General features: G+C 62.4%; 13 protein-coding genes. 5 read left to right on the top strand and 8 right to left on the bottom strand.

Annotation, left to right across the window (positions count from 1 at the left end):
• Window positions 1-13: 13 nt before the first annotated feature.
• The 3 genes from modC to modA are packed head-to-tail and all read right to left on the bottom strand — an operon-like array spanning window position 14 to window position 2,530.
• Complete coding sequence (modC, locus tag FBX97_RS21830; RefSeq protein WP_141836536.1) at window positions 14-1,090, bottom strand: molybdenum ABC transporter ATP-binding protein; 1,077 nt, start codon at window positions 1,088-1,090, stop codon at window positions 14-16.
• A complete protein-coding gene (modB, locus tag FBX97_RS21825; protein WP_141836534.1) occupies window positions 1,090-1,767 on the bottom strand; it encodes a molybdate ABC transporter permease subunit in 678 nt (225 codons plus the stop codon). The genes modC and modB overlap by 1 nt, the downstream gene beginning before the upstream one ends.
• A 13-nt stretch (window positions 1,768-1,780) precedes the next feature.
• Window positions 1,781-2,530 carry a molybdate ABC transporter substrate-binding protein gene (gene modA / locus FBX97_RS21820; protein WP_141836532.1) on the bottom strand — a complete coding sequence of 250 codons (750 nt, stop codon included), beginning with the start codon at window positions 2,528-2,530 and terminating at the stop codon, window positions 1,781-1,783.
• Between the two features lie 80 nt (window positions 2,531-2,610).
• Here modA and FBX97_RS21815 point away from each other — a divergent pair, with 80 nt between their 5' ends.
• Window positions 2,611-3,414: a TOBE domain-containing protein gene (locus FBX97_RS21815; RefSeq protein WP_141836530.1), complete on the top strand. Its 804-nt coding sequence runs from the start codon at window positions 2,611-2,613 to the stop codon at window positions 3,412-3,414.
• Between the two features lie 9 nt (window positions 3,415-3,423).
• Here the strand turns inward: FBX97_RS21815 and FBX97_RS21810 are convergent, their stop codons facing one another.
• The gene (locus tag FBX97_RS21810; RefSeq protein WP_255517583.1) at window positions 3,424-4,092 is read right to left on the bottom strand and encodes an MOSC domain-containing protein; all 669 of its coding nucleotides are present in this window, start codon (window positions 4,090-4,092) and stop codon (window positions 3,424-3,426) included.
• Window positions 4,093-4,222: 130 nt separating this feature from the next.
• Between FBX97_RS21810 and FBX97_RS21805 the strand changes: the two genes are divergently transcribed.
• From FBX97_RS21805 to FBX97_RS21795, 3 genes are all read left to right on the top strand, one after another.
• Window positions 4,223-6,091 (top strand): patatin-like phospholipase family protein, encoded by a 1,869-nt coding sequence (locus FBX97_RS21805; RefSeq protein ID WP_185748685.1) that lies wholly within the window; start codon window positions 4,223-4,225, stop codon window positions 6,089-6,091.
• 349 nt (window positions 6,092-6,440) lie between these two features.
• Window positions 6,441-9,314: a type VI secretion system Vgr family protein gene (locus FBX97_RS21800; RefSeq protein WP_141836524.1), complete on the top strand. Its 2,874-nt coding sequence runs from the start codon at window positions 6,441-6,443 to the stop codon at window positions 9,312-9,314.
• A gap of 33 nt (window positions 9,315-9,347) precedes the next feature.
• Complete coding sequence (locus FBX97_RS21795) at window positions 9,348-11,534, top strand: hypothetical protein (protein ID WP_141836522.1); 2,187 nt, start codon at window positions 9,348-9,350, stop codon at window positions 11,532-11,534.
• Here FBX97_RS21795 and FBX97_RS21790 read toward each other — a convergent pair.
• Genes FBX97_RS21790 through FBX97_RS21780 form a run of 3 tightly spaced genes read right to left on the bottom strand, consistent with a single transcriptional unit; the run spans window position 11,527 to window position 14,201 of the window.
• A complete protein-coding gene (locus FBX97_RS21790; protein ID WP_185748684.1) occupies window positions 11,527-12,495 on the bottom strand; it encodes an SUMF1/EgtB/PvdO family nonheme iron enzyme in 969 nt (322 codons plus the stop codon). The two genes, FBX97_RS21795 and FBX97_RS21790, sit on opposite strands and share 8 nt — an antisense overlap.
• A 19-nt stretch (window positions 12,496-12,514) precedes the next feature.
• Window positions 12,515-13,933: a hypothetical protein gene (locus FBX97_RS21785; RefSeq protein ID WP_141836518.1), complete on the bottom strand. Its 1,419-nt coding sequence runs from the start codon at window positions 13,931-13,933 to the stop codon at window positions 12,515-12,517.
• A gap of 4 nt (window positions 13,934-13,937) precedes the next feature.
• Window positions 13,938-14,201: a PAAR domain-containing protein gene (locus FBX97_RS21780; protein ID WP_141836516.1), complete on the bottom strand. Its 264-nt coding sequence runs from the start codon at window positions 14,199-14,201 to the stop codon at window positions 13,938-13,940.
• 167 nt (window positions 14,202-14,368) lie between these two features.
• Between FBX97_RS21780 and FBX97_RS21775 the strand changes: the two genes are divergently transcribed.
• A complete protein-coding gene (locus FBX97_RS21775) occupies window positions 14,369-14,713 on the top strand; it encodes a hypothetical protein (protein WP_141836514.1) in 345 nt (114 codons plus the stop codon).
• Window positions 14,714-14,766: 53 nt separating this feature from the next.
• On the opposite strand, the gene tssK is transcribed toward FBX97_RS21775, so the two are convergent.
• Entirely contained in the window at window positions 14,767-16,107 is a 1,341-nt protein-coding gene (tssK, locus tag FBX97_RS21770) for a type VI secretion system baseplate subunit TssK (protein ID WP_141836512.1), read from the bottom strand.
• Between the last annotated feature and the right edge of the window lie 211 nt (window positions 16,108-16,318).

Genomic DNA, 16,318 nt, shown 5'->3' with positions numbered 1-16,318 from the left:
TTGACATTCGGGTTCAGCCCAGCAGCGCCACGCCTTTGATCTGCACCCACAGTTCGCGCCCGGGAACGATATCGAGTTCGCGGCGCGAGCGTTCCGTGATGCGCGCCAGCAGCGGCGCCGGGCCCATGCGCAGCTGCACCAGCACGTGGCCCGGGGTGTCGGTGGCGGTGCAGGCCGTTACCCGCGCCGGCAGCAGGTTGACGATGCTGGTCCCGCCGGGGCGCTGCAGCGCCAGGCTGACGTCGCGCGCGTGGATGCGGCAGCGCAGGTGGGTGCCGATGGCTTCCCTGCGCTGGCCGACGTACAGCACGCCGCCGTCGAAGCGCAGGCGCGACAGCGCATCGGCTTCATGCCCCTCCAGCACCGTATCGAGCACCACGCCGGCATCGTCGGCGAAACTGGGCGGCAGATCGGCGCGCGCCAGCGTCTCGCTCAGCGGGCCGCTGGCCACCATGCGGCCGCCATCCAGCAGTACCAGGTGGTCGGCCAGGCGCGCCACCTCGTCCGGCGCGTGGCTGACGTAGATGATCGGGATCGACAGCGCGTCGTGCATGCGCTCCAGATAGGGCAGGATCTCCTGCTTGCGGCGCAGGTCGAGCGCGGCCAGCGGTTCGTCCATCAGCAGCAGGCGCGGCGAGGCGAGCAGGGCGCGCGCGATCGCCACCCGCTGGCGCTCGCCGCCCGACAGCCGGTCCGGCCGGCGTTCCAGCAATTCCCGGATGCCGAGCAAACGCGCCACCTCGTCGGGTTCGAAGCGGCGTTCGCTGCGCGGCACCCGTTTCATGCCGAATTCGAGGTTGGCGCGCACGCTCAGGTGCGCAAACAGGCTGGCTTCCTGGAATACGTAACCCAGCGACCTGCGATGGGTCGGCACGAAGATGCGGCGCGCTTCGTCCTGCCACACGGCGCCGCCGACGGCCACGTAGCCATCGTTCACGTGCTCCAGCCCGGCGATCGCGCGCAGGCAGGTGGTCTTGCCGGACCCTGACGGTCCGAACAGCGCCGTGATGCCGCGTCCGGGCAGAGTCAAGTCGACGTCGAGCCGGAATCCGCCGCGGTCGATGTGCAGGCGTACCTGGATGTCGTCCATCAGCGCCGCCCCTTCACTGCCTGCGGGTTCACCGTGTACAGCGCCAGCAGCACCAGGAAACTGAACACCAGCATGGCGCCGGACAGCCAGTGCGCCTGCGCATACTCGAGCGCCTCGACGTGGTCATAGATCTGCACCGACACCACCCGCGTCTTGTCTGGAATATTCCCGCCGATCATCAGCACGACACCGAATTCGCCGACCGTATGCGCAAAGCCGAGCACGGCCGCCGACAGGAAGCCGGGCCGGGCCAGCGGCACCGCCACCGTCCAGAAGGTGTCCCAGGGGCTGGCGCGCAGCGTCGCCGCGACTTCCAGCGGGCGCTCGCCGATGGCGTCGAAAGCATTCTGCAGCGGCTGCACCACGAAGGGCATCGAATACAGCACCGAGGCCAGCACCAGCCCGGCGAACGTAAAAGGCAGCAGGCCCAGGCCGAGCGCAGACGTCAGCCGGCCGACCCACCCGTTCGGCCCCAGCGCCAGCAACAAATAAAAGCCGATCACGGTCGGCGGCAGCACCAGCGGCAAGGCGACCACCGCCGCCACGGCGTGTTTCAGGCGCGAGCGCGTGCGCGCCAACCACCAGGCGACCGGAGTGCCGATCGCCAGCAGCAGCAGCGTGACGACAGTGGCCAGCTTGAGGGTCAGCCAGATGGCTGCGAGGTCGGCGTCGTCCATCCCGCTGATGCGCTTATAACTCGTAGCCGAAGGCGCGGATGATGCCTTTGGCCTTGTCGGACTTCAGGTAAGCCATCAATGCCGTGGCCGCCGGGTTGGCAGCGCCCTTGATGAGGATCACGGCATCCTGGCGGATCGGGCTGTGCATCGCGTCCGGGACGATCCAGCCCGATCCCGCGCTGAACTTGCCGTCGCGCGCCACCTGCGACAGCGCCACGAAGCCGAGTTCGGCGTTGCCGGTGCCGACGAACTGATATGCCTGCGCGATGTTTTCACCCTGCACGATTTTCGGCTGCAGCGTTGCCATCAGCTTGAGTTTGGTCAATGTCTCGACCGCTGCGGCGCCATACGGTGCGGCTTTCGGATTCGCGATCGACAGGTGCTTGAAGGTGCCGCTCTGCAGCACCTTGCCCTGGCCATCGACGTAGTGATCCTTGGCCGACCACAGCACCAGGCGCCCGGTGGCGTAAGTAAAACGCGAGCCCGCCACGGTCTGCTTTTCCTGGTCCAGTTTCGCCGGCGTCTCGTCGTCGGCCGCGAGCAGGATCTCGAACGGCGCGCCGTTATGGATCTGCGCATAAAACTTGCCGGTGGCGCCGAAGGCCAGCACCGCCTTGTTGCCGGTGTCCTGTTCGAAGGCGGCGGCGATCTTTTGCATCGGCGCCGTGAAATTGGCGGCGACTGCCACCTGCACTTCGCCGGCGTGGGCCTGGGTGCCGGTGGCAAGGACGAGCGTGGCCAGCAGGCCGGCAATGCGTGTCATGCAATATTCTCCGTGGATAGCGTTATATACCGCAGTATATAGCGAACGCTTGCATCGCGGAATCTGCTATCGTGCCGGCCATGGACGAACCAATCACATTGCAGGGCAGTGTCTGGATGACGGTCGGCGGCCAGAATTTCGGCGGCCCGGGCCGGGTGGACCTGCTGGCCAAGATCGCCGAGACCGGTTCGATCAGCCAGGCCGCCAAGGCCATCAAGATGAGCTACAAGGCAGCCTGGGACGCCATCGACGCGATGAACAACCTGGCCGGCGAAGCCCTGGTCGAGCGCCTGACCGGCGGCAAGGGCGGCGGCGGTACCCGCCTGACGGCCCGCGGCGAGCAACTGGTGAAAAACTTCCGATTGCTCGAACAAGTGCACCGCGATTTTGTCGAACAACTCAACCGGCAAGCGGCGGGCGTCGCCGACGATTTCACTCTGATCAGCAGGCTGAACATGAAAACCAGCGCACGCAACCAGTTCTTCGGTACCGTCTCGCGCGTCCAGGCCGGGGCGGTCAACGACGAGATCGAACTCGACATCGCCGGCGGCCAGCGCCTGGTCGCCATCGTCACCCGCGAAAGCACCGAAAGCCTGGGCCTGCAGCCGGGCCGCCAGGCATTTGCCCTGATTAAAAGCGCATCCGTGATCCTGGCGACGCAAACCGAGGGCGCCCGCTTTTCGGCACGTAACCAGTTGCGCGGAACAATTTCTCGCCTGACGCCGGGCGCGGTCAACACCGAAGTCGTGCTCGACCTGCCGGGCGGCGGCACGGTGGCGGCCGTCATCACCAACGACAGCGCGCAGATGCTGGAACTGGCCGAGGGCAAGGAAGCCACTGCCATGTTCAAGGCGTCCAGCGTGATCGTCGGCGTGCCCGGGTAAGTTGCTGCGTCATTCGACCAGGTGCAGGATCGGCGCGTGGTCGAACAGACCGTCTCCCTTCCAGCGCGGTGCCGTCGACGAATCGTTCGCCGCCACCGCCCTGCCGGCGTAATCGGGTCCCAAATTGCGGATCATGCGCGGAAAGGCGCGGCAATAGCTCGACTGCACGCCAGCCAAACGTGCCAGGTCACGGTACTCGATCACCGCGTCCAGGGGCAGCGCATCCAGCACCATCAGCACCCGCTCATGCCAGTCGTCGGACCAAGCCGGCAACGACAGGCGCAAATCGCGGATGGGGTCGCCGGGGCGCAACGTGCCGCCGGTAAGCACGCGCGCCAGCATGCCGCGCCGATCATCCAGCAGGCGTGACAGGCCGGGGCGGAAGGCATCCAGGTTGCCGCAGGCTTCGCATTGAAACATCAGCCTGAGCAGGACGTCGTTGCCGACCTGTAGCACCATGCCCGACGCGAGTGCAGCGGTATCGATATCGACCAGCAGGTTCTCGCGCAAGGCGTGCGCTGGCAAAGCCAGGTCGCGGTAGACGCCGGCATCGGCCAGCAGCAGCTGGCGTGGCGAATAACGGTCGGCATGGGCGTCGCCGAGCAGGCCGCGCTCCGCGACCGCATCGGCGCAATCGACCTGGCGCGGCGGCGCATGGCGGGTGGTACGTAGGGTCAATGCTTGAAGGGTTCCGATCTGCATACGGTCCAGATTAGCAAACCTCGGGCCGGCGTGACGATTCGATAAGCTGCAATGGCCGGAAGCACCGCATAATCCCATCAGATGGCTGATCGATGGGGAAATGGCGATGGAGAATTTTTTACCGGACGAATGCGATATCGTGATGGAAGGCGGCGTGACCTCGGGCGTCGTGTATCCCACCTTCGTGGCCCGGCTGGCGAAAAAATTTACCCTGCGCTCGATCGGCGGCGCCAGCGTCGGCGCCATCGCCGCCATTGCCGCGGCCGCTGCCCAGTACAAGCGCAACCGCGTGCGCCAGGCCGGCACCGGCAGTGACGATGGCTTCTATAAAATCGCCCTGCTGCCGCGGCGCCTGCGCGAATCGGTGGGTAACACCACACGCCTGCTGTCGCTGTTCCAGCCCAGTGCGGCAATGGCACCGCATTTCCGCGTCATCGTCGCCGGACTGAATGCCGGTATCAAACCGAAAGTGGTCGCGCGCATCGCCCTGGCATTGCTGTGGAATTTTCCGCTGGGCGCCTTGCTCGGCGCCGCCCTGTGGATGCTCGGCTATCTCGTCAGCAGTGGCTTGCTGGGTGGACATTGGCGTAGCGGCGTCGCGTACTGGCTGGCCAGTGGCCTGTGGTTCGGGCTGTCGATGCTGGCCAGCGCCCTGGGCTTCGCGGCGCTGCAATTCGTGCTGGGCGCCTGGCGCGGCCTGCGCCACAACCGCTGCGGCATCTGTTCCGGCCTGCGCACCCGGCCCGGCAATCCGCCGGCGCTGACCGAATGGCTGCACGCGCTGGTGCAGGACATTGCCGGCCTGCCCGCGGACCAGCCGCTGACCTTCGGCCACCTGCGCCAGTCGACGCCGCCGATCGAACTGGCCCTGATGAGCACCGGCTTGAGCGAACTGCGCGCCCACCGCCTGCCGCATGCGAGCGCCGACCTGGTGTTCCGCGCGTCCGAACTGGCGCATCTGTTTCCACCAGATATCGTGGAGTGGATGAAACAGGCGTCGCAGCATACCCATCATCGCCAGCAGACCCTGGATCTGCTGCAAGGTTTGAACGACCAGGGCGCGGATTATTATTTCATGCCCGATGCCGACGCCTTGCCGGTGGTGGTCGCCGCCCGCATGAGCCTGAGCTTTCCGGTGCTGCTGCAAGCCGTGCCCCTGTACCGCATCCGCACGCTGCCGGTAGCCGGCAGCAAGGTCGAGCTGCTGCGCGTCTGGTTTTCCGATGGCGGCTTAACGAGCAATTTCCCGATCCACTTTTTCGATGCGATCCTGCCGACCCGCCCGACCTTTGGCGTGATCCTGCGCGACGATCTGCACGAGGACCCGCATCAAGATCCATCCGCATCGCCCGGACCGGTGCTGCGCGTCACCCTGCCGTCCAACAACAACCAGGGCGCGACCCCGGCCTATGTCGCGGTCGACGACGCCGCCCAGTTGCCGTCGCTGGCGCGCTTCGCCACCGCCATCCTGCAGACCATCCGCACCTGGCGCGACGAAGCGCTGACGCGCACGCCGGGCTACCGCGACCGCGTGGTCCTGATCCGCCACAAGAAATCGGAAGGCGGCTTGAACCTGAACATGGACCGCAAGGCGATCGGCCTGATGAGCCGCAGCGGCAGCCTCGCCGCGCGCGCCATCATAGGCCGCTTCCTCGACCCGGTCGCGGCGGAGAACGGCTGGTTGAACCACCGCTGGGTGCGCATGCGCAGCACGGCGGCAGTCCTGCAGGACACGCTGGCGCCGCTCGCCGATGCCTGGCACGACACCCGGCTGGCGCCTTCGTATGCGGCAATGTGGCAGGCACAGGCTGACGCGGCGCTGCCGGCCTACCGCCTCAGCCGGGAAAGCCGGGTAGCCGGCGACATCCTGTGGCAGGGCATCCTGGCGATTCCGGAACAGATCCGGCATGCGGATCTGTCGGCACATGCGCCGCGGCCGCAGCCGGAACTGGTGATATCGCCGAAACAGACCTGAGGTGGAGGCAAACTTATCCTCCACTTATCCGGGGCTTATCCCTGCCTTATCCCATTCTTATACAGGGTTTGTGCACGCCTTGTGCCTCCGTTTATCCAACGGCTTTTCCACAACTTGCCCAAAGGCTTTTCCACGATTTTTACGGGCTTATCCTGCTCTTGTGCGCAAGTTATCCCAAGACTTATCCACTTTTAATTGTTGTACGGTTGGCCACGGTGGCATAGCTGATTTTGCCGCTAATCAATAGCTTCTAGGCACTTGCGCGTGACAATGCCTGCTTGTCACCGCCGCGATCGCATCGATCGGTCGCTTCACTTGTTGATGATGTCAGCGCTCACAGGAGCCGCAAGTGCCGGAACTCTTCCCACGCTTTACCCAGGACACCCGTCTGCTACGCCTGTCCACCCCGCTCGGCCCCGAACGCCTGCTGGCCGAATCGGTGCGCGGCGGGGAAAGCCTGGACCGTCCCTATCGCCTGCAGGTCTCGGCATTGTCGCTGGATGCGATGATCCCGCTCAAATCGCTGCTCGGCCAGCCTGTCCTGCTGGAAGTGCTGACGGCGGTGCCCGGAATGCCGCTGCGCCCCTTCCACGGCCACATCACTTCCGCACAATTGATCGGCGCGAATGGCGGCTTTGCCCGCTATGGCCTGACGATCGAACCCTGGTTTGCCTTCCTGGCGCTCGGCCGCGACAGCCGCATCTTCCAGGACAAGACCGTATTCGATATCCTCGATGCCGTGCTCCAGGCCTGGCCGGACCGGGGGACCCTGGTGCCGGCCTGGCGCTACGAGATCGCCGACCGCGACAGTTATCCGGTGCGTTCGCTGACCTGCCAGTATCAGGAATCGAACCTGGCCTTCGTCCAGCGCCTGATGCACGAAGCGAGCCTGTTTTATTACGTCGAGCACAGCGCCGCCCCCGACAGCGTGCAACTCGGCAGCCACACCCTCGTCATCGCCGACCACAACGGCAGCTTCCCGACGAATCCGCAAGCCGGGGTCCGCTTCACGCAACCGGACGCGGTGATGCGCGAGGACAGCGTCGACCGCTGGCATACGCTGTCGCGCCCGGTCCCGGCCACGATCGACATCCAGAGCTGGGACTACCGCAGCCTCGGATCGCGCCGGGTCAGCGCCGGCAGCGGCGACCATAAACTGTTTCCGGCCAGCACAGACACGCCGGGAAGCTATGCCTACCCGACGCGCGCCCAGGGCCAGCGCATCGCCGACAACCAATTGCAGGCGCTACAAGTCAGCAAGGAAATCCACACCGGTACCGGTACCGTGCGCACCTTTATGCCGGGCACGACCTTCACCTTGTCCGGCCATGCGCGCTTCGACGCTGCCGACCAGGACGCGGCCCGCTTCACGCTGCTGCGCGTCTGGCACCTGGCCCACAACAACCTGGCGGCCGACTTGCGCGCCGCGGTGACGCAGGCGCTCGGCAGCAGTCCCTTCGGCGATGAGGAAGTGCGCGCCACGGACACGGCGCCCGGCGAGCGCCCACTGTACCGCAACCGCTTCGAGGCGATCCGCAGCACGGTCCCTTACCGCAGCAGCGGCGCCGACGGCCACGGCGTGCGGCTGCACCCGCGTCCGACGATCAGCGGGCAGCAGACCGCGATCGTGGTCGGCCCGCCCGGCGCCGTCATCCACACCGACCGCGATCACCGCATCAAGGTGCAATTCCACTGGCAACGCAACGCCGGCGATGGCCACCTCAGCCACAGCCGCCTGGACCATCCGGCCCCCGACGGCCAGGCCGGCGCACCGGCCGACGACCGCGCCGGCACCTGGATCCGCATCGCCACGCCGCTGGCACCGATCGCCGGCGCCAACTGGGGCGCCGTCGCCGTACCGCGCGTCGGCAGCGAAGTGCTGGTCGACTTCATCGACGGCGACATCGACCGCCCGGTCGTCATCGGCAGCCTGTACAACGGCAAAGGCCAGCCCGACGCCCAGCACAACAGCGTCGCCCACGGTGCCGGCAATGCGACCGGCAACGCCCCAGCCTGGTTCCCCGGCGAGAACGATGGCCACGCCCATGCAGCAGTCCTGTCCGGCATCAAGAGCCAGGCCCTGAGCAGCAGCCAGGACGGCAGCGGCGCCTATCAGCAACTGGTCTTCGACGACAGTCCCGGCCAGGCAAGAGTCGCCCTGCAAAGCCATGCCGGTGCCCACAAGGGCACGGCCGAGCTCAACCTGGGCAGCCTGCGCCATCAAACCGACAACCAGCGCCTGGCGCCCACCGGCTTCGGCGCCGAGCTCAAGACCGCGCATGCGGCCGCGCTGCGCGCCGGCCAGGGTTTGTTGCTGTCGACCGACGGTTCCAGCGGCAACCAGCTTGATGTGCGTGCAGCTGTAGCTGTGATCGAACAAAGCCATGCGTTGCAAATATCGATGGCGACGACAGCGCGCGCGTACAAGGCCGTACTGCCCGCCGAGCCTGCGCCGGAAAAACTGCCTGCGGTGAGCGCTTTGCGGCACGGCATCGAGGTGCTGGAAAGCACCGGGGAACGGCACGTGACCGCCTTCAGCGAACCGCAGCTGCAATTGTCGAGCCCCGCCGGCATCGTCGCCTGCACCCCGGCCGATGCGGTGATCGCTGCCGGCCATACCAGCAGCATAACGGCAGGCCAGGATCTGAATTTCGTGGCGCAGGGGTGCAGCGGGCATGCGGTGAAGGATGGGATCAGTCTGTTCACCTTTGGCAAGGCGAGTGCGAACGACAAGCCGAATCAGGAGACCGGGATCCGGCTGCACGCGGCGAGCGGGAAGGTGAGCAGCCAGAGCCAGTCGGATGCGACGCGTCTGACGGCGGACAAGGGCGTCACGGTGGCCAGCGTGAGCGAGAGCGTGACGGTGGCTGCCAAGACCCACGTGCTGCTGACGGCGCAGGGGGCCTATCTGAAGCTCGAGGGCGGGGACATCATGCTGCATGCGCCGGGGAAGGTGGAGTTCAAGGCGAGCATGAAGGAGCTGGCCGGGCCGAAGGATGGCAGTCTGACGCCGCCGGTCATGCCCACCGCCAAAGACATCTATAACGAAGCTTTCGTCGTTCTGGACGAAGAGACCAAACAACCTATCGCCCACGTTCGCTACCGGCTCGAATCGGCAAGCGGCGTACAGGTCGAGGGCATCACCGATGCGCAAGGGCGGACCCAGCGCATCTTTACGTCGAAGAGCGAAGTGCTGACGCTGCACCTGGCCCAAGACGAATGAAGTCGACCACTGTTTTATCTCTCAGGAAAAACCATGAGTGAAACCCATGCCGCGGTTAAGACCGCGCCTACGACGACGCCTCGCGATACGTTTGTCGAGGTCTCGCATACGCTGACGGACGGTGTGCTTCTTTATCGTCCAGATGACAATTCGTTCATCGCTTTGTATCCGGACGAATGGCTGGCCTGTCGTGTCGAAGGCCATCAGAACAAGACTGCCATCGAAGAGCTGCAGGAAGCTAACCGCGCAGTCACTGAAAAATCACTGGCCCTGCAACACCTTCTGCAGCAGCCCAACTCGGCAAAAGCAGATCTCGCGCAGGCGCAAAAGGATCTCGACATCGCACTGAATAACTTGACGAAAAAAAGCGAAGCCGCCAAACAGCGGGTTGAAGCCATCACGAGCCAGAAGACCGATCCCAACAAGCTGGTCGAACTTCTACCGCTGACGATGAAGCGCATGGAGGGACGCACCCATACCCCCATCTATGTCAGCGCCCATAAGCTCAAAAGTGCACTGGCTGACAAGCGCATCTATCTTGTCGAGGGCGCTGCGGAACGTGCAAAACCGCCGAAAGAAAAGCTGTTCAACGGTGCCGTGTTGAATCACCGGGAAGTGAGGAATCGCATCCTGAATCAGGTACAGGACAAGGCAAAGTTCGAAAAGAAATGGAAATTGGCACCCAAAGATGCAGACCAGTTCAGCGGCATCCTCACCGATTGGGCAAAGGTCATGGGTGCGAACGCCACGGCCTTTCTTGAACGCGGACAGAAGGAACTCGCCGAGGGCCTGCTTGGTAAGGAAAATATCGATCCGAATAATCCTTATCGCATCGTCGACCTGAAACCCGAAGCGCAATTCATGCGCTGGTCCGCTGGCGCCGGAGCCGAAGCGACTTTCATGCCGTGTCAAGGCAACTTCTTCGACAAGCGCGACAAGAACTGGAGCCAGCGCTTCAAGCGTGCCGGCAAGGCAGCACAATTCAGTATCAAGGCTAATGCCGAAGCCTCTTTTGCCGTTGGCGAAGCGAAGGTCGAAACCATCCTTTATTTGCCCCATGCCGCCGGGTGGCACGTCAACGTCGCCAATAGCGATCTGCTACTCGATTTTGGTTATTTCCGTCTACGCAGCGATTTGACCTTGTACGCACTGGCAGGCGCCAGCGTGGCACTAGAGGCTGGGGCGGCGCTGATGGTAACCGAGGGAAGACAAGGCTTGAGGGGCACACCAGCCCGTACCAGTGCCAAGGCTAAGGTCGGCGCGAAAGGTGAAGCCAAGATATTTGCTGGCCTAAAAGAAGGCATACAGCTTTCCGGCGCATTGCAGTGGCTAAATCCGGAAGGGATGATCAATCCAAGTGGACCGAAGAAAGTGGATATGAACAAGGCAATCGCTGCCTATGTCGATATGGCGAGCATCAGCGGGGACGTTGCCTTGATCCAAGGATTGGCTGCGACATTAGGGTTTGAATGCGATTACCGAAATGGTCACTTTGTGGTTGCAGCCAAGGCAGGCGCTTGTCTTGGACTCGGCGGTTCTGGAAATGTTGCCGCAAAAGTAGGAGTTGAACAGATAGCACAGTTTTTCATGTGTATCGCACATCAGCTGAAGCAATCGGATTACAAGAAAATGGTAAGACTGATTAATAAGACAGCATTTTTCGCTTTTAATCAGCTTCTATACATGACCTTTGCGAGTAGCCGGGCGCTTGAAACCTTTGTTGGGCACGAACTTATAGATATTCAACGAGAATATACCAAGGTTAGTAACTCAATTAGAGAAATGCATGATGCATTCATAAGAAGAATAGAAAGCCAGTTAGTATCTGGCTGGGGTTGGTATGCCTATATGCCACCAGAATCTCGAGGCGCTACCATAAAAAGCATCATTGATTGTTTCAACCACTCTCCAAATAGAGACTTAAGAAAAATGGCTGCCTTTTCGATCAACGAACTCATGGCAACCGTCCAGTCGATTGCACATCTCGAAAATACTTTAGATAGGATCACAGTTGACATTGGGAAAAAATCAGACCGGAGCCTTTCGGTGAAAATGATTGAATCGATAACCGCAGACACTCCTTATGAAAACTGTATCAATCGTTGTGAAGTGCGTTTGGCATCCAGTGCCCCAATGATGGGTCGTCCTTTTTTACGAAACGATGCACCTGAATTTCTTGCAACGACATTTCCCTTGCATCATCCTGGATATCTCACTTAATTTTTTTTGGCAACGAATTAACTACACACCGAAAATTCGTAGTGGGATAACTGGAGTAGCCAGGGAACGGCAACATAACGCGCTTTTCGTAGTCTGGACCGTTGGGATAGGTTGTTTCCATTGGTTGGGGCACTGCTTTTGTCCGCATGAATACCATTGCGGAAATTTCAGCTTTCCCGCCAACGCTGCCACGCTTTACTTTCTCAATGCCCTTTCCGGGTCCAGTCGGGTTTTTTTTGGGAGAATTTTTATAATAATTTTCGTCGAACCAATCTTCTACCCATTCATATGTGTTTTCGGACATGCCATACAACCCGGCGGGATTCGATGGATAACTTCCAACAGCGGGTAAAGGCGGTTGTTCTTCCTCATCCGTCCATTCCTTCGGAAAATTCCTAGGCCTTTCGATCTTCCCGTTATCGGTTGCAAACAGCACACGTTTGCCGCCAGACCGCGCCGCATATTCCCACTGAGCCTCTGTCGGCAAATCAAACGGAAGATGGGTCAACGTTCCGAGCCACTGGCAATAGGCCTTGGCGCCATACCAGCTCACGCCTGCCGGACGCTTGGGTGCCCGGTCCCGGATGCCCAGCTCATCCATGTTGATACGTTGCTTACCGGTGGCATCCGTGAATACATCAAAATCCTCGTACGTGACCTTGTACGCCAACATCGAAAACCCATCCAGCGTCACCTTATGCAGCGGCCTGGAATACGTGTCGATATCGTAATACTGGCCAGCGCCATTGCCCCAATCGCCCATGTCGAACGTCCCGCCCTTGAGCGGCCGAAGCGAACCCTTCACTTTCGTGAGAAGTGCCTGCACCCGGGTCTCGACAGAGGCAGGAGGCGACGCCGCTTGCGGTGACGCTGCGGCTGCAGCGCCAATCGTAGACATAGGCAAACCGCTGTAGGCAAAACATGCGGCGACGAGCTGTCGACGCATCAGAGCTGTTTTCATATCGTGGCTCACATTTAAGTTATCCAGGCACAGCCCCATCCTGCTGAACCAAAGCAGCCTGCCGCAGCTGCGCATCCTCATTACTCACACAGACCACCGGCCCGAAACGCTCGAGCACATAGTGCCGCGCCAACGCCAGCGCCGTGATGAACGGCACGGTGCCGCTGCTGCCGCATGCCACGCCCACGCAGACGATGTCGCCCGCCTCGTCGAGCTGGGGCATCGTGACCGATGCGTATCCCATCAATTCCAGCACGCGGCTCGAGCGGTGGCCGGTATCGGCGACGATCATCACCACATCGGTGAAGTCGATATTGCGGCGCTTGATGGCGCGTTTGGTGAGTTCTTCCAATACATTCGGGTCGACGCGTTTCATGTCGTCGGCCGACACGCCGTGCTGCGCTTCCTCTACCGGATCCAGCAATACGAAATCGGTCAGCTGCCGGGCATGCGCCTGCGCCAGATCGGCGAGCACCAGGCCGGCCGCGCCTTCGCCGGGAATCAGGCCCTGCGGCCGGGAAGACGTAAACAGCTTGCCTTCGGCGGCCCATTTATCGACAGTCTCCTGATCGATGTGCGAGGCGCAGGCGACGACCAGTGCCGCCAGCGGCTGCGCTTTTTGCAGGGTGTCGTGGGCCAGACGGCTGAACACGGCCGATGGCGCCGGCGCGCCTGGATTGAGCGGCGCTTCGGCGGGTGTCATTAGGGCATCGGATGCCCAGCCGGACCGTTCGACCATATGCTTGAGCCATGCAGCGGCTGCCTGGCGCTGGTCAGCATGCCAGTCCAGGGGCAGGAGCGGCACCAGTTGCAGCATCGGCAGCGCGCCTTCGATACCAGCGAATGCGCCGATCGCGGACAGCGTCAGGTCGCCGGTAACGGCGCTGGCCAGGATCAGCGCGCGCCATTGGGCGTCGCTGAACTGCAGGTCCGCCATGCCGCACTGCGCCAGCCATGCGGCGATCTCTTCCTGCAGGGCCGCATCGCCGGCGGCGTCGCTGCGCGCCGTCATGACCGGGAAACCGTCGTCGTCGATCAGTTCACGATCCAGGTCCGCACGGGCCTTGCCGCCGGCGATGGCGGCTGCCAGTTCTTCGGCCGATGCGCCATGCGGTGAGCGCAACGCACTGGCCAACAAGGCGAGCGGCATTGCTGTTGGAGGTGCGGGGGGCGCGGCTGCCGGCTTGGCGGACACCGGCGCCGGGATGGAAGCGGCGATGCGCGGCAGGATCAACCTGGCGCCGAGCCATGCGATGCATGTCAGCGCCAGTGGAATCGCAAATAGAAAGGCGACGAATTCGCCCGAGTCGGGCGAACTCCGGGTCGAGCGCCAATAAGCAATCGAGATACCCCAGCAGGCCAGGAAAACAAAGCCGCCAATCAGGCTGTTGACGATCCAGGCAGGCGTTTTCGGGAGGGATGAAATGGTCGAAGCCATGGTCCTAGATATTGTCGATGGTGGTTTGCTGGCCTGCGATCAGGGTGGCACCGCACGCTGTTTTATCGCCGTGCCGTGCAACCGGTTTACCGTCGACGATCATGGTCGTATCGCCGCTGGCGATGGTGTTGTTGCCGTGCTTGGGACAACTCACCTTATCGCCCATGCGTGCAATGCCGGTCCCGGCGATATCGCTGTGAGATGAGGCTTCCAGAACGGCGCCGCCGTGGGACGTCTTGTCGCCCTTTCTGATCAATGGCCCTGCCATGCCGGCATCCTTTCTTTTGATGGTCAATCACTGCCATAAAACAGTTTGACAGTAAGGAAGCGTGAATAGTGGCTGTAGGCAATTCAAATGATTCGGCGCAAAAATGGCCAATTCGGATGGTGTAACTTGGCAACAATTTAGTTTCCCCACCGTGCTTGGAGATCACGATGAAAAAACAGGCTTTATTTGTTCCCTTGTTTGCATTGGCGGTATTGGCCGGCTGCGGCAAGCCGGTGCCGAAGGAAAAGCTGGCCTACGTTGGAGAATGGCAGGAAGCGAACATGTATCTGCTGATTACCGAGGATGGATCGGTCACTTATAAACGCATCAAGAATGGCAGCACGACCTCGATCGACGGGCCGCTCAAGGGATTTGAAGGAGATAATTTCGACGTGGGCGTCGGTCCGATGGCGACGACATTTGTCGTCGACAAACCGCCGTACCAGGTGGGAGGTCAGTGGAAAATGGTGGTGGATGGCCAGGAATTGATCAAGACGCCGGACGCGAGCTGATTGCCGGAACAGGAATTTCGCGGCTTGGCCTGCCGCGAAATTCCCTTGCCGCTTCAGGATGCCACCGCCATCAATTCCAGCTTCAATCCCTTCATGCCCGACGGCACGTAAATCGAGATCGACTGCGCCTGCAGCATGCGCTCGTACATGTGGCCTTTCGGATCCAGCGTGAAATAACAGGTGTCGGGCCGCACCGGTACCGCGGCCGGCAATTGGGGCGCGTATTGCAGGCGCACGCCGGGCAGGGCGGCCAGCACGCATTTCTCGACGTCGTCCGGGGCGCCGACCTTGAAACGCAGCGGCACCACGTCGACCAGTTCCAGCGCCGCGATGTCGGCCGAGACCGCGATATAAAAGGTGGTCTTGTCGTCGATCTTGCCGGAGTCGAGCATGCCAAGGTGGTACGAAGGCCGCGCCTCGTTCAGCGCGATGGCGAAATACTTCGACGAGATCACGGTGTCCAGCAATTCGCGGATGATCTGGTGCAGCTTGGCGAAGCCCGGGCCGGGGTCGCCATGCTGGTAGGGCGGCAGGTCGGCCAGGGTCCAGCTCTTGGAAAACGTCATCAGGCCGCCGGCCACCGCCAGCAATTGTTCGTACAGCCGTTCCGGGTGCAGCGACGGATGGTGGAAGTGATGTGTCAGCGTCGCATGGGCGGCACTGGCCGTGTGCAGCAGCCAGAACGAGGACATGTCGCCGGAGCGGAATTCGATCACGTTGCGGCTCGGTTCGCGCTGATGGCCGTACAGGGCGCTGACCTTGGCCTGCAGCGCGTCGAGCAGGCGCCGCAGTTGCAGGAACAGTGCCGGCGCCGCCTCGACCGACAGGCTGGGCGGCACGAAGGCCGGGTCCATCTCGAAGCCGCCGGTGGTGGCGCGGCGCAGCCGCAGCAGCGGGAAGTGGACATACGCGTCGCGCGGTTCGAATTCGGACACCAGGCGCATCGTCTTCTTGAGGTAAGCCAGTTGCACCGGGGCAGCCTGGGTGTACAGGTCCGGTGTTTCCTGATTGGCCTGCACGAAGCGCGCCGTGTTGCTGGCCTGGCCCGGCTGCACGAAATTGCCGGTAAAGGGTTTCAGGCCGGGCAGGGCGGCGTAATACGTCACGCTTTGCTGCGCGTGCGTGAGCTGGTCCAGGTCGATGGCGGGCGGCAGTTCGTCGATGGCGGGCGCATCGAGCAGTTCGCCGTCCTGGAAGCGCAGCGACAGGTCGAGCAGGCGCAAGACGTTGTCGGCCAGCGCTTCGCGGTCGATCTGCAGGCGCTCCACGCCCCAGGCATACGGATGCGCCGCGCGGATGCCTTTGTGCAGCCGGTGTTCATGGTATGCGTCCTGGCGCTGGAAATGCTGGGGACGCAGCAGCAAGCCTTCGCCCCAGAGTACTTTGCCGCTCATCTTTCCTCCCATGTTGTCGATGGCATCGCTCAGCGCTAAGCGAGCAACTAAATGAGCAACATAGCCTTTCAAGTCCACTCTTGCATCCCAACAATAGTCAATTTTGCGTTCGCTCAAGCGCGAGTGTGGCGTGCCTAAATGAACTATTTTTTCGGGACGGCGTGTGTGAAGATGGCGGTTTGCGCGCTGCGCACGCCACCATGAAGGGGAT

Origin of the sequence: Herbaspirillum sp. SJZ107 (assembly GCF_006715485.1) — a bacterium.
GTDB lineage: Bacteria > Pseudomonadota > Gammaproteobacteria > Burkholderiales > Burkholderiaceae_D > Telluria.
Note: the sequence above shows the minus strand (reverse complement) of the source record. Positions and strands in the feature narration are given on the sequence as shown.

What these genes read in the sequence shown, in the direction of transcription:
- FBX97_RS21780 (WP_141836516.1), bottom strand. Translation starts at nt 14,201, where the DNA reads ATGGCAGGGCCATTGATCAGAAAGGGCGACAAGACGTCCCACGGCGGC.
- FBX97_RS21790 (WP_185748684.1), bottom strand. Translation starts at nt 12,495, where the DNA reads ATGAAAACAGCTCTGATGCGTCGACAGCTCGTCGCCGCATGTTTTGCC.
- modC (WP_141836536.1), bottom strand. Translation starts at nt 1,090, where the DNA reads ATGGACGACATCCAGGTACGCCTGCACATCGACCGCGGCGGATTCCGG.
- FBX97_RS21785 (WP_141836518.1), bottom strand. Translation starts at nt 13,933, where the DNA reads ATGGCTTCGACCATTTCATCCCTCCCGAAAACGCCTGCCTGGATCGTC.
- modB (WP_141836534.1), bottom strand. Translation starts at nt 1,767, where the DNA reads ATGGACGACGCCGACCTCGCAGCCATCTGGCTGACCCTCAAGCTGGCC.
- FBX97_RS21815 (WP_141836530.1), top strand. Translation starts at nt 2,611, where the DNA reads ATGGACGAACCAATCACATTGCAGGGCAGTGTCTGGATGACGGTCGGC.
- FBX97_RS21795 (WP_141836522.1), top strand. Translation starts at nt 9,348, where the DNA reads ATGAGTGAAACCCATGCCGCGGTTAAGACCGCGCCTACGACGACGCCT.
- tssK (WP_141836512.1), bottom strand. Translation starts at nt 16,107, where the DNA reads ATGAGCGGCAAAGTACTCTGGGGCGAAGGCTTGCTGCTGCGTCCCCAG.
- modA (WP_141836532.1), bottom strand. Translation starts at nt 2,530, where the DNA reads ATGACACGCATTGCCGGCCTGCTGGCCACGCTCGTCCTTGCCACCGGC.
- FBX97_RS21805 (WP_185748685.1), top strand. Translation starts at nt 4,223, where the DNA reads ATGGAGAATTTTTTACCGGACGAATGCGATATCGTGATGGAAGGCGGC.
- FBX97_RS21775 (WP_141836514.1), top strand. Translation starts at nt 14,369, where the DNA reads ATGAAAAAACAGGCTTTATTTGTTCCCTTGTTTGCATTGGCGGTATTG.